Raw genomic sequence first — 26,147 nt, forward strand, 5'->3', positions numbered from 1 at the left:
GCCGAGAGCGCCCGGCTCCCCGGCTGAAACCGGATTACAGGCGCTCCCGATGCCCCGGATCGCCGGTGCGCACGCCCGCTGCCGGGGCGGGCACGCCGCCTACAATGGCCGCGCTTTACCTCTTTTTCGTTTCAATTCCATGGCGATCGCCACCGATCGCAACGCCGCCGTCATGAACATTCTCCGTTTCTCCGATCTGTGCGCCCAGGGCAAGGCCCAGGGCCAGCGCGTCTTCATCCGCGCCGACCTCAACGTGCCCCTGAACGATGCCGGCGAGATCACCGAGGACACGCGCGTGCGCGCCTCCGTGCCCGCCATCGAGATGGCGCTGAAGGCCGGCGCCGCCGTGATGGTGACCAGCCACCTGGGCCGCCCCACCGAAGGCGAGTTCAAGCCCGCCGATTCGCTGGCGCCCGTCGCCCGCCGCCTGGGCGAGCTGCTGGGCCGCGAAGTGCCGCTGGTCGCCGACTGGGTGGACGGCGTGCAGGTGGCGCCCGGCCAGGTCGTGCTGCTGGAGAACTGCCGCGTGAACGTGGGCGAGAAGAAGAACAAGGAAGAACTGGCCCGCAAGCTGGCCGCGCTGTGCGACATCTTCGTGCACGACGCCTTCGGCACTGCCCACCGCGCCGAAGGCACGACCTACGGCATCGCCCAGTTCGCGCCCATTGCCTGCGCGGGCCCCCTGCTGTCGGCCGAGATCGACGCCATCACCAAGGCCCTGGCCAACCCGCGCCGCCCGCTGGCCGCCATCGTGGCCGGCTCCAAGGTGTCGACCAAGCTGACCATCCTGCAGTCGCTGGCCAAGAACGTGGACCAGCTCATCGTGGGCGGCGGCATTGCCAACACCTTCATGCTGGCCGCGGGCCTGAACATCGGCAAGAGCCTGGCCGAGGCCGATCTGGTCGGCGAGGCCCGCGCCGTGATCGACGCCATGGCCGCACGCGGCGCCGAGGTGCCGATTCCCACCGACGTGGTGGTCTCCAAGACCTTTGCGGCCGACGCGCCCGCCACCGTCAAGAAGGCCACCGAAGTGGCTGACGACGACATGATCCTGGACATCGGCCCCGAGACCGCCGCCCGCCTGGCCGAGCAACTGCGCAAGGCCGGCACCATCGTCTGGAACGGCCCCATGGGCGTGTTCGAGTTCGACCAGTTCGCCAACGGCACCAAGGTCGTGGCCCAGGCGATTGCCGAGTCCGACGCCTTCAGCATCGCCGGTGGCGGCGACACCCTGGCCGCCATCGCCAAGTACGGCATCGAGGACAAGGTCGGCTACATCTCCACGGGCGGCGGTGCCTTCCTGGAGGTGCTGGAAGGCAAGACCCTGCCTGCCTTCGAGATCCTGCAAAAGCGCGCCAACGGCTGAGCACGGCAACATCCGGATACGGGGCACTTTCTTGTCAGTGCCTCGCGGCGAAGCCACAATCGACACTTTGCGCAGCTGCAGCAATCCGCCGCAGCGCGCTCCGCACCGAGGAGAAATCCATGCGATCGTTCAAATCCGCTGGCGGCCTGGCCCTGGCGGGCCTCTGCCTGGCCCTGGCGGGCTGCGTCAATGCACCGATGACCAGCTACTTCGAAGCCACGGCCCAGCCCAAGATCGGCGCTGCCGGCCACTGGGACTCCGTGGCCAACGATGTCGTCGCCAAGACGCTGGAAACACTGCAAAAGACCGGCATCGAGCGCACCACGCCGGTCCACGTGGCCCTGCCGGCCGAGCCCAGCCAGTTCGACAAGGGCTTTCGTGAGCTGATCATCACCAAGCTCGTGCAAAGCGGCGTGACCGTCATGCAGCAGCCGGCCCAGGCCCAGCTGCAGGTGAGCTACGGCGCCCAGGTCGTGCGCCACGGCAAGCGCCTGCCCAACCCCGAACTCGTGCTGACGACGACGGTGGTGCGCAACAACCAGTACCTGGCGCGCAAGACCGACGTCTATTACCTCGAAAAGAGCGACGCCGTGCTGTTCACGGCCGAGGACGAGCGCCCCGAATTCCCCGCCAAGAACCTGAAGGTGGTGGGCCAATGACGCTGCGCACGCCCCTCCTGCCTGCCGCGCTGGCTGCGGCGGCCCTGCTGTCCGCCTGCGCCGTGCCCGCTCCCGCGACCACGCCCGAATCGTCGGCCGCGCGCCGCGGCGAGCCCACCTACCAGTCGGCCGCAGCCAACCCCTTCATCGCCAGCAGCCGCGCTGCCGTGGACGAGCTGGTCAAGGGCCTGAACACCGAGGAACTGGGCGAGGCGCCCGTGCTCGTGGCCACCGTGGTCAACGTCAACGACCTGACGCGCTCTGCCCCCCTGGGCCGCACGCTCAGCGAGCTGTACGCCTCCCAGCTGTCCGCCAAGGGCTACAACGTCAAGGAGCTGAAGCTGCGCGGCGATGTGTACGTCAAGGAAGGCACGGGCGAGCTGCTGCTGTCGCGCGAGATCAAGGACATCGCCCGCAACCACAATGCGGCCCTGGTCCTGGTGGGCACGTACTCGGCGGCTGCCAAGTACACCTATGTGAGCCTGAAGCTGGTTCGCACCGACGACAGCCGCATCGTGCGCAGCCACGACTACGCGCTGCCCAACAACATCGACATCCAGCGCCTGCTGGGCGCCCCGGCCACGGCGCAACGCTGAGGCCCTGCGGCCTGACTGCGCCCGTGTGCGCAGTCAGGCTGCGTCTTCTTCTCCCGACCTTCGCCTGCTTGCCCTCAGCGGCCGCGCGCCGGCCACAGCACCGAGGCGATGGCCACCACCATCAGCGCCACGGCCGTCCAGTCCTGCCAGTGCAGCACCTCGCCCAGCCACCAGGCGCCGCTGAACACGCCCAGCACGGGGATCATCATCACGCTCAGCGTGGACGCCACGGGCGGCAGGCTGCGCGCCAGGAAGAACCAGACCGTCTGGCCAAAGCCCAGCACCAGCACGCCGTTGAAGACGATGGCGCCCGTGGCCTGGGCGTCGGGCCAGTGCCACAGGTGGCGCTCGAAGACGAAGGCCAGCACCGTGAGCGTCAGCGCGGTCAGCGCCACCATCCACAGCGTCATCGTCAGCAGGGGCACGGGCACCTCGGCGCGGCGCAGCTTCTGCGTGCCGAAGGCCCAGCTCAGCGCGGCGGCCAGCATCAGGCCCACGCCGATGGGGCGGCTGCCCAGGGCGCCGACCTCGTGCCACAGCAGCAGGAGCACGCCCGCCAAGGCCGCCGCAACACCCGCCCAGGCACGCGGCGCCAGCCGGTCATGGAAGAACAGGCTGCCCAGCACGGCCGAGAAGATGGGCATGGTGTAGCCCAGGATGGCCGCCCGCCCGCTGGAGAGCATGGGGATGGCAATGATGATCAGGCTGTTCCACAGCACCATGTTGAACAGCGTCAGCTGCGCCAGCCGGGGCCAATAGGCGCGCGGCACGGCCAGCGGCAGGCGGCGCCAGACCACGAAGGCCGCCAGGATGGGCAGCCCCACCCACATCGAGGCCATGCGGAAACTCAGCGGCGGGAAATGCTGCACGCCCAGCTTCATCACCGGCCAGTTGATGCCCCAGATCAGGGTCAGCGCGATCAGCAAAAGGATTTGTCGGGCGGTGAAGGCAGGCATAGGCCGCCGATTGTGCCCGCGGGCCGCCAGGCCCGCTGGATGCCCGGCGACAGGCCCCGGGAAGGGCCGATCGCTAAAATCGCGCCCCATGACCTTTCTCGACATGCTGCGCAATGCCACCGCCCAGAACCAATCCATGCTGTGCGTGGGCCTGGACCCCGAACCCAGCCGCTTTCCTGCGGCCATGCGCGGCGATGCAAGCAAAATCTACGACTTCTGCGCCGCCATCGTCGACGCCACGGCCGACCTGGTGAACTCCTTCAAGCCCCAGATCGCCTACTTCGCGGCCCACCGCGCCGAAGACCAGCTGGAAAAGCTCATGGCCCACATGCGCGCCGTCGCGCCCCATGTGCCCATCATCCTGGACGCCAAGCGCGGCGACATCGGCTCCACGGCCGAGCAATACGCCAAGGAAGCCTTCGAGCGCTACGGCGCCGACGCCGTGACCCTGTCGCCCTTCATGGGCTTCGACTCCATCACGCCCTACCTGCAGTACGAGGGCAAGGGCGCCTTCCTGCTGTGCCGCACCTCCAACCCCGGCGGCGACGACCTGCAGGCCCAGCGCCTGGCCGACCTGCCGGGCCAGCCCCACCTGTTCGAGCATGTGGCGCGCCTGGCGCAAGGCCCCTGGAACACCAACGGCCAGCTCGGCCTGGTGGTGGGCGCCACGCGCCCGCAGGAAATCGAGCGCGTGCGTGAATTCGCGCCCTCGCTGCCGCTGCTGATTCCCGGCGTGGGCGCCCAGGGGGGCGATGCGGTGGCCACGGTCAAGGCGGCGCGCATCGGCGGCGGCCCCATCATCATCAATTCCTCGCGTGCGGTGCTCTATGCATCGCAGGGCGACGACTTCGCTGCCGCCGCGCGCACCGCCGCCCAGGCCACGCGCCAGACGCTGCAAGACGCAGCCGCCGCCTGAGACGGCAGGGAAGCCCGGCCATGCAAGGCAAATGGCTGGAAGACTTCCTGCTGCTGGCCCAGGAGCGCAGCTTCACGCGCGCGGCCGAGCTGCGCCATGTCACCCATCCGGCCTTCGGGCGGCGCATCCGCGCGCTGGAGGCCTGGGCCGGCACGCCCCTGGTCGAGCCCGGCGGCGGCCCCGTGCGGCTGACGCCGGCCGGTGAAGCCTTCCGCGACACGGCCGAGCAACTGGTGCGCACGCTGGCCCAGTCGCACGATGAGCTGCAGGCCGTGGCCGGGCGCCAGGCCCGCGTGATCACCCTGGCCACGGGGCGCACGCTGGCGCGCACCATCGTGGCCGACTGGCTGACGCGCCACGGCAGCGTGCTGCAGACGGCCGAGCTGCGCGTGGTCACACGCACGCTGGACGAGACCGTGGCCATGCTGCAGCGCGGCGAAGTCAGCTTCACGCTGGTCTACCACCACGCCGCCATTGGCGTGCGCCTGGACGGCCGCCAGTTCAGCTACCTGACGGTGATGCAGGACAGGCTGGTGCCCGTGGCCCGCGCCGATGCCCAGGGCCGCCCGCTGTACGAGCTGTCGGCCAGCCACCAGCCCGTCGCTCCCGTGCCCTACCTGGCCTTCTCGCACAGCATGGCCCTGGGCCGCCTGGTGGAAGACCACCTGGCCCGGCATCCGCTGGCGCCGCGCCTGCGCCGCTGCGTGGACTGCGACTCGGCCGATGCCCACTACGAATACGTGCTGCGCGGCCTGGGCCTGGCCTGGATGCCGTGGTCCATGGTGCGCGGCGACTGCCAGGCCGGCCGTCTGGCCGTGGCCGGCGACCCGGGCCTGGAAGTGCACTTCGACGTGCGCCTGTACCGTCCCAAGCGCCACCTGGGACCCGCGGCCGAGCAGTTCTGGAGCGACATCACGGGCGCCTGATGGGGTGCATGCATGCGCCCTCCTGGTGCAAACCCGCACCGCGCTGTGGAACAAGCGGGTTTTGGTGCTGCAATGGCTCCACCTCGTGCCGAATCAGCACCAAATGCCTGGGTAGTCCTTCGCACAATCAATCTCATACATTTCAGGAATAACCCCATGCCCAGCAACTCCCTCCTGCGCCGCACCGCCCTGGCCTGCGGCCTGCTGATCGCCGCCACCGGCAGCGCCTTGGCCGACGACACCGCCAGCTACCCCAACCGCGCCATCACCATGATCGTGGGCTACCCCGCCGGCGGCAGCACCGACCTGGTGGGCCGCTTCGTGGCCGATGGCCTGGCCTCGCGCCTGGGCCAGCCCGTGGTGGTGGAGAACCTGGGCGGCGCAGGCGGCGCCATCGGCGCGCAAAAGGCCGTCAAGGCCACGCCCGACGGCTACACGCTGTTCGTGGGCGCCAACAACGAGCTGGCCATCGCACGGCTGATCAACAAGAGCATCAAGTACTCCATCGGCGACTTCACGCCCATCGGCATGATCGGCTCCCAGCCCATGGTGCTGGTGGCCTCGCAGAAGGCCGGCGTCAAGACCGCCGCCGAGTTCAGCGCCCTGGTGGCCAAGAACCCGGGCAAGTTCAGCTACGGCAGCTCGGGCGTGGGCACGGCACTGCACCTGGCCGGTGAAATGATCAAGGAGCAGGGCAAGCTGCACATGACCCACATTCCCTACCGCGGCGTGGCGCCCCTGACCACGGACCTGGTGGGCAACAACATCGAGTTCGGCATGTTCGTGCTGTCCTCGGGCCTGCCCCAGATCCGCGCGGGCAAGGTCATCGCCCTGGGCACGACGGAGGCCAAGCGCTCGGCCATCACGCCCGACATCCCGGCCCTGTCCGAGCTGCCCCAGTACAAGAACGTGGACATCAACGTCTGGTTCGCGCTGATGGCGCCCAAGGGCCTGCCCGCACCCGTGGCCGCCAAGGTCAAGAAGGCGCTGGACGAGACCATGGCCTCGCCCGAGTTCCGCAAGAAGATGGAAGAGGCTGGCTCGGTGGTGGCCGATCCCAAGACGGATGCCGGCAAGTACATCAACGCCGAGATCGCCAAGTACACCAAGATCGTCCAATTTGCCCATATTGAGAACTAAATAACCCCCTGAGTCGCTTCGCGCCTTCCCCCTTGAAGGGGGACGACAGCCTCGCTGCGGGGCGGCCCTTGCTCGCTGTCCCTCGCCTGGGTCACGCCAGTTCCAAAGGCAGTGCGCATTGCATCAGGGTTGTAGACCACGGAGTGAGTGATGGAAACTTTGCGATTTGACCTTCCCCTGCCCGACCTGAGCGCCTGGCGCGCGGGCAATACCGGTACCGAGGGCGTGTGGCAATTCGACTCGGGACGCCCGGGCCGCCACGTGATGATTTCCGCGCTGGTGCACGGCAACGAGATCTGCGGCGCCTGGGCCGTTTCCGGGCTGCTTCAGGCCCTGAACAACGGTCTGGCGCTGGACAATGGCCGCCTGACCCTGGTGCTGGCCAACCTCGATGCCTTCGACCGCTTCGACGCGGCCAGCCACGATGCCTCGCGCTTCGTGGACGAGGACATGAACCGCCAGTGGATAGACGCACGCATCGACGAGGGAAGCACCCGCGAGCGCCGCCGCGCCGCCGCGCTGCGCCCCTTCGTGCAGCAGGCCGACTGGCTGCTGGACCTGCATTCCATGCACGAGCCCTCGGCCCCGCTGCTGCTGACCGGCATGCAGCCGCGCAACCGCGATCTGGCACGCCAGATGGGCGCGCCGGCGAACATCGTCGTGGATGCCGGCCACAAGGACGGCACGCGGCTGCGCGACTACGGGCGCTTCGGCCTGCCCGACGCCGAGGCCGGCGACTCGCGCTCGCTGCTGATCGAATGCGGCTTCCACGGCGATCTGGCCAGCCGCGACGTGGCGCACGACCAATGCCTGCGTTTCCTCGAAGTGGCCGCCATCTTCGACAACGGCGCGCTGCACGCCGCCCTGCCCGGCTGGAAGCAGGCCGGCGCACCGGCCCAGTGGGCGCTGGAAGTCACGGCGCCCGTGGTGGCCAAGAGCAGCGGCTTTCGCTTCACGGCGCCGTTCACGGGGCTGGAGCGCTTCGAGAAGGCCGGCACGGTGATCGGCGACAACGATGGCGAGCCGGTGATCACGCCCTATGGCGACTGCGTGCTGGTCATGCCCTCGGTGCGCCAGGCGCGTGCGGGCGTGACCGTGGTGCGCTTCGCCAGGCGCTCGCCGCTCTGAGCGGCACGCTTCAGCCGAACCTCAGCCGCGCTGGCAGCGCGCGGGCGACAGCCGTTCAGGCTGCACGCCCTGCGCGGCCAGACGCGCATCCAGCGGCTCGCCGCGCAGCAGGTTGCGCGCCAGCAGGCTGTAGCCGAAGGCGCTCTGTATGCCGTAGCCGCCCTGGGCGGCCACCCAGAAAAAGCCCGGCAGCGGCGCAGGCGAGGCATCCCAGCCAATGGCCATCTCGCCGTCGGCCACGAAGCTGCGCAGACCGGCCCAGGTGTGGGAGGGCCGGCGGATCTGCAGCGTGGTCACTTCCTCGATGCGCCAGATGCCCGTGGCCACGTCCAGTTCCTCGGGCGCCACGTCCTGCGGCGCCACGGGGTCGGCGTTGGCGGGCGAGCCCAGCAGCTGGCCTGCATCGGGCTTGAAGTAAAAGCCCTCGTCGGCGCTGATCACCGCGGGCCAGTGCGCGGCATCCATGCCTTCGGGTACGGCAAAGGTGAAGGCACTGCGCCGCTTGGGCACCAGGCCTATGGGCGCGGCGCCCGCCAGCGCGCCCAGCGCATCGGCCCAGGCGCCGGCCGCGTTGACCACGCAGCGCGCACGCACCTGGCTGCCGTCGGCCAGGTCCACGGTCCAGACACCGCCGTCCTGCGCCAGCGCGCGGACCTCGGCGCCGCAGCGCAGCTCGCCGCCGCACTGGCGCAGGCCGCGCAGGAATCCCTGGTGCAGGCCGTGCACGTCGATGTCGCGCGCGCCGTCGTCCGCAAAGCCATCGACCAGCAGCGCGGTATTCAGGCAGGGCACCAGGGCCTTGAGTTCATCGGGGCCCAGGCGCCGCGCCTGGGGCGAGTGCAGGAGCGCCTCGGCATGGGCAGCATCGAGCAGGTCCTTCTGCGCGGCCGTGCCCACATAGAGCACGCCGCGCGGCGCCAGGATGGGCGCCTGCACAAAGCCTTGCGGCGGCTGCTCGTAGAAGGCGCGGCTGGCGCGCGTCAGCGCCTGGACCTGCAGCGGGCCATAGTGCTCCTCATACAGCGCGGCCGAGCGGCCCGTGCTGTGGTAGCCGGGCTGGGATTCGCGCTCCAGCACCAGCACCGAGGCGCCGCCATCGCGCGCCAGCTGCCAGGCCACCGAGGCACCGGCCATGCCCGCGCCCACCACCACGAAATCACGGATGCTGCTGTCCATGGCCGGCCTCACTTTGCGTTCTTGCGGCCTGGCTTGGCCTGCGCGGGAGCCGCCGCTGCCTCCAGATAGGGCCGCAGATAGCGCCCCGTGTGGCTGGCCGGGTTGGCGGCCACGTCCTCGGGCGTGCCCGTGGCCACCACCTGGCCGCCGCCCGAGCCGCCTTCGGGGCCCATGTCGATGATCCAGTCGGCCGTCTTGATCACGTCCAGGTTGTGCTCGATGACCACGATGGTGTTGCCCGCATCGCGCAGCTGCTGCAGCACCTTGAGCAGCAGGGCGATGTCGGCGAAGTGCAGGCCCGTCGTGGGCTCGTCCAGGATGTAGAGCGTGCGCCCCGTGTCGCGCTTGGACAGTTCCTGGGCCAGCTTGACGCGCTGCGCCTCGCCGCCCGACAGCGTGGTCGCGCTCTGGCCCAGCCGGATATAGGACAGGCCCACGTCCAGCAGGGTCTGCAGCTTGCGGGCGATGGTGGGCACGTCCTTAAAGAAGGCATGGGCGTCCTCCACCGTCATCTCCAGGATCTGGGAGATGTTGCGGCCCTTCCACTGCACCTCCAGCGTCTCGCGGTTGTAGCGCTGGCCGTTGCAGATGTCGCAGGGCACGTAGACGTCGGGCAGGAAGTGCATCTCCACCTTGACCACGCCATCGCCCTGGCAGGCCTCGCAGCGGCCGCCGGCCACGTTGAACGAGAAGCGCCCGGGGCCGTAGCCGCGCTCCTTGGCGGTGTTGGTCTCGGCCATCAGGTCGCGGATGGGCGTGAACAGGCCCGTGTAGGTGGCCGGGTTGCTGCGCGGCGTGCGGCCTATGGGCGACTGGTCCACATTGATGACCTTGTCGAAATGGCCCATGCCGATGATGTCGTCGTGCGGCGCGGCCTCGCCGCCGGCACGGTGGATCTGGCGCGCCGCCTCGGTATAGAGCGTGTCGTTGACCAGGGTGCTCTTGCCCGAGCCCGAGACGCCGGTCACGCAGGTCAGCAGGCCCACGGGAAAGTCCGCCGTCACGCCCTTGAGGTTGTGGCCGCGTGCGCCCACCACGCGCAGGGCCTGCAGTTGCGGCGCGCCGGGCGCGGTTGCGTTGTCGGGATTGGCGGGGGGCTGCTGGGTGCGGGCCGGGAAGCCCTTGGCCGCTGGCCGGGCCTCGCCCTCGGCCGTTGCCTCCAGCACGGGTTGCCAGGGCGTGCGCCGCGCAGGCACTTCGATGTGCTGGGTGCCCGCCAGGTAGCGGCCCGTGGGTGAATCGGGGTTGGCGCGCACCTCTTCGTAGCTGCCCTGGGCCATGACGCGGCCGCCATGCACGCCCGCGCCGGGCCCCAGGTCGATGATCTGGTCGGCCGCGCGCATCATGTCCTCGTCGTGCTCGACCACGATGACGCTGTTGCCGATGTCGCGCAGGTGCTGCAGCGTGCCGATGAGCTTGTCGTTGTCGCGCTGGTGCAATCCGATGCTGGGCTCGTCCAGCACATACATCACGCCCGTCAGGCCGCTGCCGATCTGGCTGGCCAGGCGGATGCGCTGGGCCTCGCCGCCGGACAGGGTGTCCGCGCCGCGCTCCAGGCTCAGGTAGCTCAGGCCGACGTCGTTGAGGAACAGCAGGCGCGAGGCGATCTCGCGCACCACCTTGCCCGCGATCTCGGCCTTGGCGCCCGACAGCTGCAGGGACGCGCACCAGGCATGGGCCTCGGCCAGCGTGGCGTGGCCCACCTCGTAGATGGCGCGGGCCTGCTCGCCCTCGCCGATGCGCACGAAGCGCGCCTCGCGGCGCAGCCGCGTGCCGCCGCAGTCGGGGCAGACGGCGACGCTGCGCAGCCGCGCCAGATCATCGCGCACCACGCTGGACTCGGTCTCGCGCCAGCGCCGCGTGATGTTGGGAATGATGCCCTCGAAGGGATGGCTCTTGACCATGGACTCGCCCTTGCGCGCGCCGCTGTCGAAGACGTAGCTGAAGGGCATTTCCTCCTCGCCCGAGCCCCAGAGCACCACATGGCGTACCTTCTCGGGCAGCTCCTCGAAGGGCAGCTCCACATCGGTGCCGTAGTGGCGCGCCACGCTCTCCAGCATGGAGAAGTAGTAGCCGTTGCGCCGGTCCCAGCCCTTGACGGCACCGCTGGCCAGACTCAGCGTGGGGAAGGCGACCACGCGCTCGGGGTCGAAGGACTCCGTGCAGCCCAGGCCGTCGCAGCCCGGGCAGGCGCCCATGGGCGAGTTGAACGAGAACAGGCGCGGCTCCAGCTCGGGCAGCGAATAGCTGCACAGCGGGCAGGCGAACTTGGCGCTGAAGAGGTGCTCCTTGCCGCTGTCCATCTCCAGGGCGATCACGCGGCCGCCGGCGTCGGCGCCACCCGCGCGCAGGGCGGCCTCGAAGCTTTCGGCCAGGCGCTGCTGGGCGTCGGCGCGCACCTTGAGGCGGTCGATCACCACGTCGATGTCGTGGCGCTCGTTCTTCTCCAGCGCGGGCAGGGAATGGGACTCGTGGATCTTGCCGTCGATGCGAAAGCGAACATAGCCCTGGGCCTGCATCTGCGCGAACAGCTCGGCGAACTCGCCCTTCTTGTTGCGCGCCAGCGGCCCCAGCACCATGAGGCGCGTGTCCTCGGGCAGGGCCAGGGCCGCATCCACCATCTGGCTGATGGTCTGGGACTGCAGCGGCAGGTTGTGGTCGGGGCAGTAGGGCGTGCCGGCGCGTGCGAACAGCAGGCGCAGGTAGTCGTTGATCTCGGTCACCGTGCCCACGGTGGAGCGCGGGTTGTGGCTGGTGGCCTTCTGCTCGATGCTGATGGCGGGCGACAGGCCCTCGATCAGGTCCACATCGGGCTTGTCCAGCCGCCCCAGGAACTGGCGCGCATAGGCCGACAGGCTCTCCACATAGCGGCGCTGGCCCTCGGCATACAGCGTGTCGAAGGCCAGGCTGGACTTGCCCGAGCCCGACAGCCCGGTGATCACCACCAGGCGGTTGCGCGGAATGTCCAGGTCGATGTTCTTGAGGTTGTGCGTGCGCGCACCGCGGATGGCGATGCGTGACTGCGCCAGCGCCAGGCCAAGGTAGCGGCCGTCGGGCTGGGAGCGGGAGTCGGCGGCCCGGTCCAGGCCGCCGTCTTCGGAAATCGTATGGGAACCAGGCATCGGGAAAACCCCTGCGAAGGCGAACCCGCCATGATAGGTCAGAACCCGTGCCACCGCATGGCGGCTCGGTCTGCGGGGCGGCAGGGCCTTCTGCGGCGCCCATTCACAAAACTGTCTTGCACTGGCTTGCATAACCCAGCCACCCCGCAGCGCCGGCCTATGGGCGAGAATGGCGGATTGCTTGCCCCCACAACAGTGCACCCCGTGCTCGATTCCCCCACACCCGTCCACGGCGCCCAGGCGCCAGCCCCCTCCTCGGCCGCATCGGGCCGCATGACCCCGCAGGAACGCCGATCCAGCGCCAGCCTGGCGCTGATCTTTGCGCTGCGCATGCTGGGCCTGTTCCTGGTGCTGCCGGTGTTCGCGCTGGAGGCGCGCAAATACCCGGGCGGTGACGATCCGGCCATGATCGGCCTGGCCATGGGCCTGTACGGGCTCACCCAGGCCGTGTTCCAGCTGCCCCTGGGCCTGGCTTCGGACCGGTTCGGGCGCAAGCGCGTCATCGTCGCCGGGCTGTTGGTCTTTGCCGCGGGCAGCCTGCTGGCGGCCACGGCCGACTCGCTGCTGGGCCTGATGTGGGGCCGGGGCCTGCAGGGCGCGGGCGCCGTCTCGGCCGCCGTGACCGCGCTGCTGGCCGACCTCACGCGCGACAGCGTGCGCACCAAGGCCATGGCCATGGTGGGCGGCAGCATCGGCCTCATGTTCGCGCTGGCCCTGGTGCTCAGTCCCCTGCTGGCGGCCTGGGGCGGGCTGCCCGGCATCTTCGGCCTGACCTGCGCCCTGGCGCTGGCGGGCATTGCCGTCGTGCTCTGGGTCGTCCCGCCCGAGCCCGCGCGCCACGCTGACCAGCCGCGCGGCCGCATGGCCGAGCTGTGGCGCCACGGCGATCTGGTGCGCCTGAACCTGGGCGTCTTCGTGCTGCACACCGTGCAGATGTCCATGTGGGTGGCCGTGCCCGCCATGCTGGTGCAGGCGGGCCTGGACAAGCAGGCGCACTGGCATGTCTACCTGCCGGCCGTGGTGCTGTCCTTCGCCGCCATGGGCGGCCTGTTCGCCATGGAGCGGCGCGGGTGCCTGCGCGCGGCCCTGCTGGGCGCCATCGCCCTGATCACCCTCGTGCAGATCGGCCTGGGCCTGCTGGCGGCCGGCGGCGCGCAGCCGCCGCTGTGGGCCATGGCCGTGCTGATGTTCGTGTTCTTCTGCGGCTTCAACGCGCTGGAGGCCACCCAGCCCAGCCTGGTATCGCGCATGGCCCCGGCCCCGCTGCGCGGCGCGGCGCTGGGCGCCTACAACACGCTGCAATCGCTGGGCCTGTTCGCAGGCGGCGCGCTGGGCGGCGCCGTCGCCAAATGGGCCGGCATGCCGGGCCTGTTCACCCTGACGAGCGTCCTGGCCGTGCTGTGGCTGGTCGTCACCTGGCCGCTGCGCCCCGTGGGCCGCCACGGCTGAACGGCGGATTTTCAGACGGTTACAAGCCGCCGCCACAGGCGGTTGCCACGGGATACCCGCCCCCTGCCATCGGCGGACGGCTTGCGGCACAATGGCGCGTCTGGCCCGGGATCCATCCTTCTATGCCCGGGCCACTTCTCTCTGTAAAGGTATTTCACTCATGGCATCCGTCAACAAAGTCATCATCGTCGGCAACCTCGGACGCGACCCCGAAATGCGCACCTTCCCGAGTGGCGATCAGGTGGCCAACGTGACCATCGCCACCACCGACCGCTGGCGCGACAAGAACACCGGCGAGAACAAGGAAGCCACCGAGTGGCACCGCGTGGTCTTCAACGGCCGCCTGGCCGAAATCGTGGGCCAGTACCTGCGCAAGGGCAGCCAAGTCTATGTTGAAGGCAGCCTGCGCACCCGCAAGTGGACCGACCAGGCCAGCGGCCAGGAACGCTACGCCACCGAAATCCGTGCCGACAGCATGCAGATGCTGGGCAGCCGCCAGGGCGGCGGCGGTGGCCAGCAAGGCGGCGGCTACGGCGATGAAGGCTACGGCGACAGCGGCTACGACGCCCCTCCCCAGCAGCAGCAGCGCCGCCCGGCCCCTGCCCCCATGGCAGCGCCCGCACCGCGCCAGGCCCCTCCCCAGCGCCCCGCTCCCGCGCCCATGGCCCCCCCGCCCCAGCGCGCGGCCTCGGGCTTTGACGACATGGATGACGACATTCCGTTCTAAATCCGACGAGGATTGTTTTTGTTGATTCGGGCCCGCCTGCTCTTCGGAGAGGCGGGCTTTTTCTTTGCCTGTCGAATGCTGACCCCGCTGAAGCGAACCGAGGCCCAGACCCCAGCGGATGTGCCGCAGCTGTGCAAGCCAGCCAGCCAGACCTTGATCGCCTTCTGTATAAAGAATAAAATATTTATCTTTGAATGAGTATCTAATATTTAAAGATAAAAATAATGACTCTTGGACTTTACTCTTCCTCACAAATCGCGGCAGAGCTATCGTTACGGCTGCGCAAGCATCGCATCGCCCAAAAGTTCACTCAGGCGGAACTGGCTAGCCGTGTAGGCGTATCCAAGGCCACCATCGTCAACATGGAGGCAGGCAAGAACGTCTCATTCGAGACCGTGATTGCCGTTGTACAGGTGCTGGGCCTTGCCATTCAGCTTGAAGAGCTGTTTCTTTATCAACCACGCACGATTGAAGAGCTTGAAAGGATTTCAACTCTTCCTCAGCGGGTGCGTTCCCCGAAAGCTTCACATGGTTCAGAAGATTAATGTCTACTACGAAGGCTGGGGCGACAAATTCCATTGGGCTACCCTGGGTGCAGCCGACGCCAGAAGCAGCATTATTTTTGAATATACCGACGAGGCTTTTTCCAAGGGACTGGAGCTATCGCCCTACCTTTTCCCGCTTGTAAAGGGACGCGATTTCTCCAAATCTCTACCAAGACACCAATTAGGTCTGCCAGGCCCAGTCTACGATTCCTTGCCGGATGGATGGGGTTTGCTCCTGATGGACAAACTATTCCAAAAGCGTGGTTTGGATCCTGCTCGGTTATCTGCGCTGGATCGATTGGCATATGTCGGCGACAGCGCACTAGGTGCAATGACATTTGCACCTGCTGATAGTTTCATGAAACAGCCTCAAGCAGATATTCCTATGGCAATGCTTGCACAAGAAGTGCAACAAGTGCTTGAGGACAAGGACACAGCTCTGCTCGCGCAACTTGCCCTGGTGGGTGGTTCGCCTCATGGGGCTCGGCCCAAGGCGCTGGTCTATCTGAATAGCGAGACGCATCGCGCGAGCACCGTACCCATGGAGGGCGCTGAACCTTGGCTGGTGAAATTTCCCGCAATGAATGAACACTCCGAGGTTTGTGCCATTGAGGACCTCTACGTCAAGTCTGCCAGTGCATGCGGGCTTGAGGCGCCGCCTACCGTGAGCTTGGATCTGGGACAGGGGCTGTCTGCCTTTGGCATCAAACGCTTCGACAGAGAAGGCAAGTACCGCGTTCCTGTCCACACCTTGGCTGCATTTGTTGGCGCTGATTTCCGGGTTGCCGGTTCCATCGGCTATATCACCTTGATGCAGGCAACACGATTCCTCACCAGAGATTCAAGGGAAGTGAAAAAAGCCTTTGAACGCGCTGTGTTCAACGTGATTTTCAACAATCGGGATGACCACGGAAAGAATTTCTCCTTCAGGATGGGAAAGGATGGTCATTGGAAGCTTGCCCCGGTTTATGACATAACCTTCAATAGAGGGCCGGGCGGCTACCATCAAATGGACGTAGCAGGCGAGGCATCCATTATTCGATTGGCGCATCTGCACCAGCTCGGCAAGGAAGCTGGAGTCAGCAAAAAAGAGACAATGGAAATCATTTCGAGAGTTGCACAGGAGGCATCTTTATTCTCTGCACGAGTGCAGGAATACGATGGCGCCATCCGCAGGCAAACAGAACAGAATATCTCGAGAATTCTGCAAGAGAATATCAAAGCGGCCACATCATAGGCGCCGCATCCATGGCGCCTTCATGATCGGAGCGGCGCTTCCCGCCCCCCCGAACACCCACCCCCTCGTACAATCGCGCCCGTGATTTCAGTCCACCGGCACCGTCAACCCGAGGCTCGCCAAGCGCGCAGCCGCGATGCCGCGCGCCTTCACAGCTTTACGCTGGCCCGCATCGCGCGCGGCTCGCAGAGCCGGCGCTCGGGCTGCACCCGCCTGGCGCCGCCGTAGCACGGTCGAACCGTACAAGCCGCCAGGTTTCTGGCATCGCCCGACGCCCGGCATGTTCATTCCCGTCTACAAAATCCTGCCCCGCCCTGTCACATCCAGCGCGGCGGGGCTGGCCATTTCCATGTCGAAACACCCCCATCCCTTTCGCGCCGAGTGGGCGCCCAGCATTCCGCGCGAGCTCATGGCCGGCGCCGTGGCCACCTTTGCGCTGATCCCCGAGGTCATCGCCTTCTCCTTCGTGGCCGGGGTCGATCCGGCCGTCGGGCTGTTCGCCTCCTTCATCATCAGCATCGTCATCGCCTTCACGGGCGCGCGCCCGGCCATGGTGTCGGCGGCTGCGGGCTCGGTCGCCCTGGTGGCCGCTCCGCTGGTGCATGCGCATGGCGTGCAGTATCTTTTTGCGGCCGGCATTCTTGCGGGGGCCGTGCAGATCCTGTTCGGCCTGCTGCGCCTGGGCGTGCTGATGCGCTATGTGTCCGGCTCGGTGCGCACGGGCTTCGTCAATGCGCTGGCCATCCTGATCTTCTCGGCCCAGATGCCGCACCTGATCGGCGCCAATGCCGCCACCTGGGCCATGGTGGGCGCCGGCCTGCTGATCATCTACGGCCTGCCCCGGCTGACAACGGCCGTGCCCTCGCCCCTGGTCTGCATCGTGGTGCTGACGGTGGCGGCGCATTGGCTGGACCTGCCATTGAAGACGGTCGCCGACCTGGGCCTGCTGCCGGACGGCCTGCCCAGCTTCGGGCTGCCGCAGGTGCCTTGGTCGCTGGAGACGCTGCGCCTGATCGCCCTGCCCGCGCTGGCGATCGCCATGGTGGGATTACTGGAGTCCATGATGACGGCCAGCGTGGTCGATGAACTCACGGACACGCCCAGCTCCAAGAACCGCGAGTGCAGCGGCATCGGCGTGGCCAACATCGCGGCCAGCCTGTTCGGCGGCATTGCCGGCTGCGCCATGATCGGCCAGACCGTGGGCAATGTGCGCTACGGCGGCCGCGGCCGGCTGTCCACGCTGTTCGCGGGCGCCTTCCTGCTCATCCTGATGGTGCTGCTCAAGCCCTGGGTGTCCCAGGTGCCGGTGGCGGCGCTGGTGGCCATCATGGTAATGGTGTCGGCCTCCACGCTGGACTGGGGATCGGCCCGCGCCCTGCTCAGGCATCCCAAGCTGTCCAGCGCCGTCATGCTGGCCACCGTGGTGGTCACCGTGGCCACGGACAACCTGGCCGCCGGCGTGGGCGTCGGCGTGCTGCTCAGCGGGGTGTTCTTCACCTTCAAGGTCTCAAGGCTGCTGTCCGTCGAGAAGACGCAGGACGGCGCAGGCCTGACCTACCGCGTATCGGGCCAGGTCTTCTTTGCCTCGGCCGACCAGCTGGTCGATGCCTTCGACGTGCGGGACATCGAAGGCCGGCCGGTACGCATCGAACTGACCAACGCGCATCTCTGGGACATCACGGCCGTCAATGCGCTGGACAAGGTCTGCCAGCGCCTGCGCAAGCACGGCAGCACGGTCGAGGTGACGGGCCTGAACGAACACGGCCGGGCATTGGTGTCGCGGCTGGATATCGGCATCGAGTAGGAAACCTGCCCCGGGCATGGTTTCCCTGCGCTGGCAGACCGCTGGCTTTCCTGAGGCAGACGCGGTCTGCTCTTTCGCAAAGAGAAATCCGTCAAATATCGAATGGGTCATTCAGAAAATTCTCTATTTCAAAGAGTTACTCTTTTGAAATAAAGATTTCAGCCCGCTCATTTAGGATCTGGACCGCTGTCACCTCCCCAAACCCGTCCCACCTCTTCCATGCGACTCAGATCCGTTATCTTGGGCCTTGTCCTCTTGGTCTTTGCCGCATCCGCATCCTGGTTGGCCGTGTATGGGTTTCTCATCTCCCAAGAGGACTACTCGCCTGAGCGGGGATCGCTCAGATATTACGTAGGCATCTCTTCCCTGATACGCAATGCGCCAGCGACAGGGACGATGGCGCAGCCCACCTACTTCGGCTCCGTCGGTGATGGCAACAAGCCCCCGCAGTCCGAGATGACTTTCGAGACCAGCGCCAAGGACATCACCGAGGCCACTGCGGCCATCACCAGCTACCTGCGCCAGAAGGATTTCCACCAGAGATCCATCGATGCCGAAAATGCCGCCGCATCGTTTGTTCCCGAGGGAGAGCACCTTGTCCAATACGCGCAATACGCGTCATCGGCCGGCGAAGTTGCCGTACTGGCGGTCACCCAGGCAATCGCAACAGGGCTGTGCAAGGTCACGCTCACCCATTACGACTGAACATGTCCAGCAGATCCCACATACCTCGAAGACTCATCTATACCTGCAACTGCGGATGGATTGACCTGGGCCACCTCCAATCGGTCGAGAGCCATCGCAATCGCTACGCCAGTGCGGCCTATCTCTGGAAAGACATACTGCATGAGCGCGGCATCGGGATTCCCGGTCACTCCGATAGCCATCTGATTCAATACAAGCAATCCATGGGCCGCTTTGGCCTGACCCAGGAATTTGCCAAGTTCTATCTCGTCAAGAAAGGCCTGTCTCTTTCAGCGAAGCGCTCCGTGGCCCTGGCCATATTCATGGAGGTTTCCATGGGCTTCGAGAGCCTGCAGGCATCCATGTCGCTCCTCACAGACAGTGGATTCAGCCAGGAAGACCTCGTTTCCAACCTGATTGGCTTCTACATGGTCGTGCACGGGGCACTGGACTGGAAGAACCTGTGCAAGCCGGTTTCCACCGAGGCATCGCTGGCCGTCTGGGACGCCAACGGTCCCGTGGGAAGCCATAAAAACAAAGTCTTCCAGCCGCAGTTCCACGCCTGCGAGGAATGCAAGAGCAAGCACCATGTGCAGCTGCCGCGCTTTCCTTCCGCGTTTCAGTCCATACAGCCCGCATCCAAGGGTCTGCACTTCATCGAAGCATCTGATGGGCTGCCAGTGCCAAAGCACATGCTTTCGACACTGTTTCCCTGAGTCTTCCTGCCCTGTGCCAGAACGCAGGCGCCCTCACCGCTCATCGAACGACAGCACCACGCGCTCGGTCAGCGGATGCGCCTGGCAGGTCAGCACGAAGCCGCAGGCGACTTCGTTCTTGTCGAGGGCGAAGTTGCGCTCCATGCGCACCTCGCCTTCGACCACCTTGGCGCGGCAGGTGCCGCAGACGCCCGAGGTGCAGGAATAGGGCACTTCCAGCCCGGCCGAGGAGGCCGCGTCGAGGATGCTGGCCTGGCCGCGCGTGAAGGGGATTTCGCGCGAGAGGCCGTCGCGCACCAGGGTGATGCGGGCGGTGGCGGCGTCGCCAGGCTGGGCCTCGTGCACCACGGCGCCCACCGTGCCCTGGCCTGCGGCCGGCAGGGCCACGCCGAAGCGCTCGATGTGGATGCGTTCCTCGGCCACGCCGGCGGCCAGCAGGGCGGCCTCGGCCTCGTCGTTCATCTGGAAGGGTCCGCAGATGTAGACATGGTCGATGTGCGCGGCCGGCACCACGCCCTGCAGGAATTCGGCGATCTTGCTGCGGTCCATCACGCCCATGTTCAGCGGCAGGTCGGTGTGCTCGTCCGAGAACACATGCTGCAGCGACAGCCGCGACATGTAGCGGTTCTTGAGGTCCTCGATCTCCTCCTTGAACATGGTGGACTGCAGCTGGCGGTTGCCGTAGATCAGCGTGAAGCGACTGGCGGGCTCGCGCGCCAGCACGGTCTTCATGATGGACAGGATGGGCGTGATGCCGCTGCCGCCGGCGATGCCCACATGGTGGCGCGCGGCCCCGGGCTCGATGGGCACGAAGAAGCGGCCCTGGGGCGCCATGACCTGCAGCGTGTCACCGGGGCGCAGATGCTCGTTGATCCAGTTGGAGAACTGGCCGCCGCGCACCTTGCGCACGCCCACGCGCAGCTCGCCGTCATCCACGCCCGCGCAGATGGAGTAGCTGCGGCGCAGGTCCTGGCCGTCGATCTGGTGGCGCAGCGTCAGGTACTGGCCCTGGGTGAAGCCGAAGACCTCGCGCAGCGCGGGGGGCACGTCGAAGGAGACGACCACGGCCTCGGCCGTGTCGGGCGCAATGCTGCGCACGCGCAGCGGGTGGAACATCGTGGTCGTGGTCATATCGGCTTGAAGTGTTCGAAGGGTTCGCGGCAGTCCAGGCAGCGGTGCAGGGCCTTGCAGGCCGTGGCGCCGAAGGCCGAAAGCCGCTCGGTGTGCACGCTGCCGCAGTGCGGGCAGGCAACGGGCTCGGGCACGGCAATGCCCTGGCGGCGGCGCACCAGGCGAATGGGCGAAGTGCCCTCCGGCAGGCCGGAGTCGCCGCAGCGCCCGGGGGGCGCGATGCCGTACTCGCGCAGCTTGCGCCGGCCGTCGTCGCTGATCCAGTCCGTGGTCCAGGCGGGGGCGCGGCGCAGCACGGCGCGCGCGGGCCCCAGGCCCGCGGCCTCGATGGCCTCGAGCACGCTGCGCTCGATGACCTCCGTGGCGGGGCAGCCCGAGTAGGTGGGCGTGAGCACGATCTCCATGCCCTGGCCTTCGGGCAGGGCATGGACCTCGCGCACGATGCCCAGCTCGCAGACCGAGATCACGGGCACCTCGGGGTCGGGCACGTCCTGCAGCGCGGCCCAGGCCAGGCGCTCGCGCTCGGCCAAGGCGGATGTGACGGCCACAAGCCGTGCGGCAGCCATCACCACACCCCACCGGGATAGGCGCGCTGCAGGTGCTGCATCTCGGCCAGGATGAAGCCCATGTGCTCGCTGTGCACGCCGTTGCGGCCCGTGCTGCGGAAGGCGGATTCGGCCGGCATGTCCAGCGTGGCCTCCTGCAGCAGGGCGGCCATTTCGGCCTGCCAGGGTTCGCGCAGCTCGGACCAGGCCGGGCCCAGGCCGCTGGCACGTGCGGCAGCGTCCGTGGCGTCGTCGGTGAACAGCTCGGCCGCATAGCGCCACAGCTGGGCCAGCGCAGCTTCCATACGCTGGCGCGATTCCTCGGTGCCGTCGCCCAGGCGCACCACCCAGTCGCCCGCGTGCTGCTCGTGGTAGCGCGCCTCCTTGAGCGCCTTGGCGGCGATGGCGGCCAGCTCGGCGTCGCTGGAGTGCACCAGACGCTCCCACATCAGGCGCAGCCAGGTGGCGGCCATGGCGTTGCGCAGCACGGTGAAGGCGAAGTCGCCGCGCGGCAGCTCGGCCAGCGTGGCGTTGAAGTAGTCGCGTTCGTCGCGCAGGAAGGCCAGCTGGTCCTCATCGTGCGCGCGGCCTTCAAGCTGGCCGGCGCGGGTCAGCAGGGCTCGTGCCTGGCCGACCAGGTCCAGCGCCATGTTGGTCATGGCGATGTCCTCTTCGAGGATGGGCGCGTGGCCGCACCACTGGCCCAGGCGCTGGGCCAGGATCAGGCAGGTATCGCCCAGGCGCAGCAGGTACTGCACGTCGGGCCGGGCGTCGATGGCGATGGAGGAGGCGGAGGCGTTCATGGCAGCACCCCGCTCACATGTGGTCCACCGAGGGCGGCAGCTGGTAGAAGGTCGGATGGCGGTAGACCTTGTCCTGGGCCGGGTCGAAGAACATGTCCTTGTCGCCGGGGTCGCTGGCCACGATCTGGTCCGAGCGCACCACCCAGACGCTCACGCCCTCCTGGCGCCGCGTGTAGACATCGCGCGCCATCTGCAGCGCCATCTGCGGGTCGGCCGCATGCAGGCTGCCGCAGTGCTTGTGGTCCAGGCCGGCCTTGCTGCGGACGAAGACTTCCCACAGCGGCCATTCGTTGGTGATGTTCTGTTCGACGGCAGTCATGCGGCCTCCTTGCGGGTCTGGTTTCTCTGTGTCTGCTTGCGGGCATGGGCCAGGGCGGCCTCGCGCACCCAGGCGCCTTCGTCCCAGGCCTTGACGCGGGCGCCCAGGCGCTCGCGGTTGCAGGGGCCGTCTCCGGCGATCACGCGCCAGAACTCGTCCCAGTCGATGGGGCCATGGTCATGGGCCTGGCGGGCCTCGTTCCATTTCAGGTCGGGGTCGGGCAGGGTCACGCCCAGCACCTTGGCCTGGTCCACCGTGGCGTCGATGAACTTCTGGCGCAGCGCGTCGTTGGAGATGCGCTTGATGCCCCAGCGCATGGACTGCGCGCTGTTGGGCGACTGGTCGTCGGGCGGGCCGAACATCATGATGGACGGCCACCACCAGCGGTTGACGGCGTCCTGCACCATGGCCTTCTGCGCCTCGGTGCCCTGCTGCATCATGGTCAGCAGCGCCTCGTAGCCCTGGCGCTGGTGAAAGCTCTCCTCGCGGCAAATGCGCACCATGGCGCGCGCGTAGGGCGCATAGGAGCAGCGGCAGATGGGCACCTGGTTCATGATGGCCGCGCCGTCCACCAGCCAGCCGATGGTGCCCATGTCGGCCCAGGTCAGCGTGGGGTAGTTGAAGATGGAGCTGTACTTGGCCTTGCCCGTGTGCAGCGCGTGCAGCATCTGGTCGCGGCTGCTGCCCAGCGTCTCGGCGGCCGCGTAGAGGTACAGGCCATGGCCGCCCTCGTCCTGCACCTTGGCCAGCAGGATGGCCTTGCGCTTGAGCGTGGGCGCGCGGCTGATCCAGTTGCCCTCGGGCAGCATGCCGACGATCTCGCTGTGCGCGTGCTGGCTGATCTGGCGCAGCAGCGTCTTGCGGTAGTTGTCGGGCATCCAGTCCTTGGCCTCGATGAATTCGCCGGCATCGATGCGCTCGTCAAAGCGCTGCTGCAGGCGCATTTCGTCGGCCGAGCGCACGGCCTTGCCGCCATCGCCCGCTTCCTTGCCCATGGTGTCCATGGCCTGGGTATACATGTGCGATCTCCTTCAATGAAATGGTTGACGACGGCCGGCGGTGCCTCAACGCGGCCGCCTGTCGTACACGCGCCGGGCCTTGCCGGTCTGCGTGCGCTCGATGGTGTCGGGATCGAAGACGCGCACCGCCGTGGAAATGCCCACCAGGGTCTTGATGCGCTGCTGCACCCACTGCGCGATCTCGCCGCGTTCGGCATCGCCCAGGCCGCGCCGCTGCGGCTGCAGCTCGCAGTGCACCTCGACGGTGTCCAGCAGGCCTTCACGGCTGATGTGCATCTGGTACAGGCCCGTGAGGCTGGCATTGGCCAGCACGATTTCCTCGATCTGGGTCGGAAACACGTTGACGCCGCGGATGATCATCATGTCGTCGCTGCGCCCCACGATCTTGCCCATGCGCCGGAAGCTGCGCGAAGTCGGCGCCAGCAGCCGCGTCAGGTCCCGCGTGCGGTAACGAATGATGGGCATGGCTTCCTTGGACAGCGACGTGAAGACCAGCTCGCCCTCGCTGCCGTCGGGCAGCACCTCGCCCGTGTCCGGGTCGATGATCTCGGGGTAGAAATGGTCTTCCCAGATCACCGGTCCGTCCTTGCTCTCCACGCATTCGCTGGCCACGCCCGGGCCCATGACTTCGGACAGGCCGTATATGTCCACGGCATCCAGCCCCGCCTTGCCCTCAATCTCGCGGCGCATGGCCTCGGTCCAGGGCTCGGCGCCGAAGATGCCGATCCGCAAAGAGCTCTCGCGCGGGTCCAGGCCCTGGCGCTGCATCTCCTCCACGATCACCTGCATGTAGCTGGGCGTGACCATGATGATGTCGGGCCGGAAGTCCTGGATCAGCTGCACCTGCTTTTCGGTCTGCCCGCCCGACATGGGCACCACGGTGCAGCCCGCGCGCTCGGCACCGTAGTGCGCGCCCAGGCCGCCCGTGAACAGGCCGTAGCCATAGGCCACATGCACCATGTCGCCGGGCCGCCCGCCCGCCGCGCGGATGGAGCGCGCCACCAGGTTGGCCCAGTTGTCGATGTCATTCAACGTGTAGCCCACGACCGTGGGCTTGCCCGTGGTGCCCGAGGAGGCATGCACGCGCGCCACCTTCTGGCGCGGCACGGCGAACATGCCGAACGGGTAGTTCTCGCGCAGGTCCTTCTTGGTGGTGAAGGGAAAGCGGGCCAGGTCGGACAGCGTGCGCAGGTCAGACGGATGCACGCCCTTCTCGTCGAAGGCGCGGCGGTAGTGCGGCACGTTGTCGTAGGCATGCTGCAGCGACCAGCGCAGGCGCTGCAGCTGCAACGAGGCGATCTCGTCGCGGCTGGCGGTTTCGATGGGGTCGAGGTCGCCGGGGGCGGGGCGCAGGTCTTTGTTCATCGGGGTTCTGGCGTCGTGAGGCAAGGGGTTCAGAATAATTGACCGACCGGACGGTAGGATTATAAGATGCAGCTTTCTTGAGCAACAAGGCTTGTTGTCCGGTACTAACCCTGATAGCGACGCCACATTCCAAACCAGGAGACATCCCATGCCCGCCCACGCCCTCTACGAACGCCACCGCCCCCTGCTCGACGACGCGCTGCAGGCCCTGTCCCGCCGGGGCCACTGGTCGCCCTTCCCCGAAGCGCCCTCGCCCAAGGTGTATGGCGAGACCGCGCAGGCCCAGGGCCACGCCGCCGTGCAGGCGCTGTTCGGCAAGGACTATCCGCTGCAGCAGCCCGGTGAACGCGCCCGCGTGGCCACCGAGCAATCGCCCTATGGCGTGGCCCTGGACATCCGCTACCCCGAGTGCGATGCCCAGGCACTGGTGGATGCCGCCCAGGCGGCCGAGCCCGCATGGCAGGCGCTCGGACCCCAGGGCCGCACCGGCGTGCTGCTGGAGGCGCTGACGCGCATCCACCAGCGCAGCTTCGAGATCGCGCATGCGGTGATGCTGACCACGGGCCAGGGCGCGATGATGGCCTTCCAGGCCGGCGGCCCCCATGCGCAGGACCGCGCCCTGGAAGCCATTGCCGTGGCCTGGAAGGCCATGGCCGACGTGCCTGCCGAGGCCGTCTGGGAAAAGCCCCAGGGCAAGCATGCGCCCGCCGTGCTGCACAAGCGCTTCGAGATCGTGGGGCGTGGCGTGGCCCTGGTCATCGGCTGCGCCACCTTCCCGACCTGGAACACCTACCCGGGCCTGTTCGCCGCGCTGGCCACGGGCAACCCCGTGATCGTCAAGCCCCACCCCAACGCCGTGCTGCCGGCCGCGCTCACCGTGAGCGTGCTGCGCGATGTGCTGACCGAGCAGGGCCTGGACCCCAACCTCGTGACCCTGGCCGTGAGCGACAAGCCCGAATTGACCCAGGCCCTGGCCACGCACACGGCCGTGGCCTCCATCGACTTCACCGGCGGCAATGCCTTCGGCCAGTGGCTGCAGTCCAACGCGCCGCAGGCACGCCTGTATGCCGAGATGGCCGGCGTGAACCTGGTGGTGATCGAGTCCACCGATGCCTACGCAGGCATGCTGCGCAATCTGGCCCTGTCACTGTCGCTGTACAGCGGCCAGATGTGCACCACCACGCAGAACCTGCTGGTTCCGGCCGGCGGCATAGAGACTGACCAGGGCCACAAGAGCTTCGAGCAGGTCGGCGCCGATCTGGCCGCCGCCATCGACCAGTTGCTGGCCGATCCCAAGGTGGCCTTCACCGTGCTGGGCGCCATAGGCTCTGCGCAGACCGTGGAGCGCGTGGAACAGGCCGCCACCGTGGGCCGCGCCGTGCGCGCCTCGCAAAAGCTCACCCATCCCGAGTACCCGCAGGCCGAGGTGCGCACGCCCGCGCTGCGCGCGCTGGACGTGTCGGACGCTGCCATCTACGAGCGCGAATGCTTCGGCCCCGTCTCCTACCTGGTGGCCGTGCCCTCGGCCCAGGCCGCGCGCGAGCTGGCCGAGCGCAGCGTGCGCGCGCATGGCGCGATGACGCTGGGCCTGTACTCCACGGATGCGGCCTTTGTCGATGCCGTGGCGGCCTCGGCGCTGCGCTCGCGCGTGGCCCTGTCCATCAACCTCACGCAGGGCGTGATGGTCAACCAGTCGGCAGGCTTCTCGGACTTCCACGCCACGGGCGGCAATCCCGCGGCCAATGCCAGCTACACCACGCTGGCCTTCGTGGCCGACCGCTTCGTGGTCGTGCAGCGCAGGTGGTGAGGGACCGGGCC

24 protein-coding genes are annotated in these 26,147 nt (G+C 67.6%); 15 read left to right on the forward strand and 9 right to left on the reverse strand.

Annotation, left to right across the window (positions count from 1 at the left end; all coding sequences use genetic code 11):
* Positions 1–172 precede the first annotated feature (172 nt).
* The 3 genes from AC57B5_RS17860 to AC57B5_RS17870 all read left to right on the forward strand — a co-directional run bounded on the left by AC57B5_RS17860 (position 173) and on the right by AC57B5_RS17870 (position 2,621).
* Positions 173–1,366 carry a phosphoglycerate kinase gene (locus tag AC57B5_RS17860; RefSeq protein ID WP_043783159.1) on the forward strand — a complete coding sequence of 398 codons (1,194 nt, stop codon included), beginning with the start codon at positions 173–175 and terminating at the stop codon, positions 1,364–1,366.
* Positions 1,367–1,485: 119 nt separating this feature from the next.
* Positions 1,486–2,025 (forward strand): hypothetical protein, encoded by a 540-nt coding sequence (locus AC57B5_RS17865; RefSeq protein WP_012202759.1) that lies wholly within the window; start codon positions 1,486–1,488, stop codon positions 2,023–2,025.
* Positions 2,022–2,621 carry a FlgO family outer membrane protein gene (locus AC57B5_RS17870; protein WP_012202758.1) on the forward strand — a complete coding sequence of 200 codons (600 nt, stop codon included), beginning with the start codon at positions 2,022–2,024 and terminating at the stop codon, positions 2,619–2,621. Before AC57B5_RS17865 ends, AC57B5_RS17870 begins: the two co-directional genes overlap by 4 nt.
* Positions 2,622–2,695: 74 nt before the next feature.
* Here AC57B5_RS17870 and AC57B5_RS17875 read toward each other — a convergent pair whose 3' ends face one another.
* Positions 2,696–3,577, reverse strand: a complete 882-nt coding sequence (locus AC57B5_RS17875; protein WP_034389732.1) for a DMT family transporter — start codon at positions 3,575–3,577, stop codon at positions 2,696–2,698.
* 88 nt (positions 3,578–3,665) lie between these two features.
* On the opposite strand from AC57B5_RS17875, the gene pyrF reads away from it, so the two are divergent.
* The 4 genes from pyrF (at position 3,666) to AC57B5_RS17895 (ending at position 7,687) form a co-directional block, all read left to right on the forward strand.
* On the forward strand, positions 3,666–4,493 hold the full coding sequence (gene pyrF, locus AC57B5_RS17880) for an orotidine-5'-phosphate decarboxylase (RefSeq protein WP_012202756.1): 828 nt from the start codon (positions 3,666–3,668) through the stop codon (positions 4,491–4,493).
* 20 nt (positions 4,494–4,513) lie between these two features.
* Positions 4,514–5,419 (forward strand): LysR family transcriptional regulator, encoded by a 906-nt coding sequence (locus AC57B5_RS17885; protein ID WP_012202755.1) that lies wholly within the window; start codon positions 4,514–4,516, stop codon positions 5,417–5,419.
* 156 nt (positions 5,420–5,575) lie between these two features.
* The gene (locus tag AC57B5_RS17890) at positions 5,576–6,559 is read left to right on the forward strand and encodes a Bug family tripartite tricarboxylate transporter substrate binding protein (RefSeq protein WP_496400032.1); all 984 of its coding nucleotides are present in this window, start codon (positions 5,576–5,578) and stop codon (positions 6,557–6,559) included.
* A gap of 150 nt (positions 6,560–6,709) precedes the next feature.
* Positions 6,710–7,687, forward strand: coding sequence for a M14 family metallopeptidase (locus AC57B5_RS17895; RefSeq protein WP_496400033.1), 978 nt, complete (start codon positions 6,710–6,712; stop codon positions 7,685–7,687).
* A gap of 21 nt (positions 7,688–7,708) precedes the next feature.
* Here AC57B5_RS17895 and AC57B5_RS17900 read toward each other — a convergent pair whose 3' ends face one another.
* Both AC57B5_RS17900 and uvrA read right to left on the reverse strand, forming a co-directional pair.
* Complete coding sequence (locus AC57B5_RS17900) at positions 7,709–8,863, reverse strand: NAD(P)/FAD-dependent oxidoreductase (RefSeq protein WP_496400034.1); 1,155 nt, start codon at positions 8,861–8,863, stop codon at positions 7,709–7,711.
* A gap of 8 nt (positions 8,864–8,871) precedes the next feature.
* Positions 8,872–11,985: an excinuclease ABC subunit UvrA gene (gene uvrA, locus AC57B5_RS17905; protein ID WP_496400035.1), complete on the reverse strand. Its 3,114-nt coding sequence runs from the start codon at positions 11,983–11,985 to the stop codon at positions 8,872–8,874.
* A 273-nt stretch (positions 11,986–12,258) separates the two neighbouring features.
* Between uvrA and AC57B5_RS17910 the strand changes: the two genes are divergently transcribed.
* The 7 genes from AC57B5_RS17910 (at position 12,259) to AC57B5_RS17940 (ending at position 19,147) form a co-directional block, all read left to right on the forward strand.
* Positions 12,259–13,434, forward strand: coding sequence for an MFS transporter (locus AC57B5_RS17910; protein ID WP_496400121.1), 1,176 nt, complete (start codon positions 12,259–12,261; stop codon positions 13,432–13,434).
* Positions 13,435–13,594: 160 nt separating this feature from the next.
* Positions 13,595–14,161 (forward strand): single-stranded DNA-binding protein, encoded by a 567-nt coding sequence (gene ssb, locus AC57B5_RS17915; RefSeq protein ID WP_088165774.1) that lies wholly within the window; start codon positions 13,595–13,597, stop codon positions 14,159–14,161.
* Positions 14,162–14,385: 224 nt separating this feature from the next.
* Positions 14,386–14,706: a helix-turn-helix transcriptional regulator gene (locus tag AC57B5_RS17920; protein ID WP_496400036.1), complete on the forward strand. Its 321-nt coding sequence runs from the start codon at positions 14,386–14,388 to the stop codon at positions 14,704–14,706.
* Positions 14,690–15,943 (forward strand): type II toxin-antitoxin system HipA family toxin, encoded by a 1,254-nt coding sequence (locus AC57B5_RS17925; protein ID WP_496400037.1) that lies wholly within the window; start codon positions 14,690–14,692, stop codon positions 15,941–15,943. The genes AC57B5_RS17920 and AC57B5_RS17925 overlap by 17 nt, the downstream gene beginning before the upstream one ends.
* 349 nt (positions 15,944–16,292) lie before the next feature.
* The gene (locus AC57B5_RS17930; protein ID WP_496400038.1) at positions 16,293–17,747 is read left to right on the forward strand and encodes a SulP family inorganic anion transporter; all 1,455 of its coding nucleotides are present in this window, start codon (positions 16,293–16,295) and stop codon (positions 17,745–17,747) included.
* Between the two features lie 396 nt (positions 17,748–18,143).
* The gene (locus AC57B5_RS17935) at positions 18,144–18,452 is read left to right on the forward strand and encodes a hypothetical protein (protein ID WP_496400039.1); all 309 of its coding nucleotides are present in this window, start codon (positions 18,144–18,146) and stop codon (positions 18,450–18,452) included.
* A 2-nt stretch (positions 18,453–18,454) separates the two neighbouring features.
* Positions 18,455–19,147 carry a hypothetical protein gene (locus tag AC57B5_RS17940; protein WP_016449342.1) on the forward strand — a complete coding sequence of 231 codons (693 nt, stop codon included), beginning with the start codon at positions 18,455–18,457 and terminating at the stop codon, positions 19,145–19,147.
* Positions 19,148–19,180: 33 nt separating this feature from the next.
* On the opposite strand, the gene paaE is transcribed toward AC57B5_RS17940, so the two are convergent.
* Genes paaE through paaK form a run of 6 tightly spaced genes read right to left on the reverse strand, consistent with a single transcriptional unit; the run spans position 19,181 to position 24,329 of the window.
* Complete coding sequence (gene paaE, locus AC57B5_RS17945) at positions 19,181–20,278, reverse strand: 1,2-phenylacetyl-CoA epoxidase subunit PaaE (protein ID WP_013804628.1); 1,098 nt, start codon at positions 20,276–20,278, stop codon at positions 19,181–19,183.
* Positions 20,275–20,844, reverse strand: coding sequence for a 1,2-phenylacetyl-CoA epoxidase subunit PaaD (gene paaD, locus AC57B5_RS17950; protein ID WP_071954092.1), 570 nt, complete (start codon positions 20,842–20,844; stop codon positions 20,275–20,277). The genes paaE and paaD overlap by 4 nt, the downstream gene beginning before the upstream one ends.
* Positions 20,844–21,626, reverse strand: coding sequence for a 1,2-phenylacetyl-CoA epoxidase subunit PaaC (gene paaC, locus AC57B5_RS17955; protein ID WP_017406894.1), 783 nt, complete (start codon positions 21,624–21,626; stop codon positions 20,844–20,846). The genes paaD and paaC overlap by 1 nt, the downstream gene beginning before the upstream one ends.
* Before the next feature lie 13 nt (positions 21,627–21,639).
* Positions 21,640–21,945, reverse strand: a complete 306-nt coding sequence (paaB, locus tag AC57B5_RS17960) for a 1,2-phenylacetyl-CoA epoxidase subunit PaaB (RefSeq protein WP_012202743.1) — start codon at positions 21,943–21,945, stop codon at positions 21,640–21,642.
* Positions 21,942–22,964 (reverse strand): 1,2-phenylacetyl-CoA epoxidase subunit PaaA, encoded by a 1,023-nt coding sequence (paaA, locus tag AC57B5_RS17965; RefSeq protein ID WP_012202742.1) that lies wholly within the window; start codon positions 22,962–22,964, stop codon positions 21,942–21,944. Before paaA ends, paaB begins: the two co-directional genes overlap by 4 nt.
* A gap of 45 nt (positions 22,965–23,009) precedes the next feature.
* Positions 23,010–24,329, reverse strand: a complete 1,320-nt coding sequence (gene paaK / locus AC57B5_RS17970) for a phenylacetate--CoA ligase PaaK (protein ID WP_496400040.1) — start codon at positions 24,327–24,329, stop codon at positions 23,010–23,012.
* Positions 24,330–24,477: 148 nt separating this feature from the next.
* Here paaK and paaN point away from each other — a divergent pair, with 148 nt between their 5' ends.
* Positions 24,478–26,136, forward strand: coding sequence for a phenylacetic acid degradation protein PaaN (gene paaN, locus AC57B5_RS17975; RefSeq protein WP_496400041.1), 1,659 nt, complete (start codon positions 24,478–24,480; stop codon positions 26,134–26,136).
* Positions 26,137–26,147: the final 11 nt, after the last annotated feature.

The organism is Delftia sp. BGA-UO-ETr-SB1 (genome assembly GCF_059567865.1).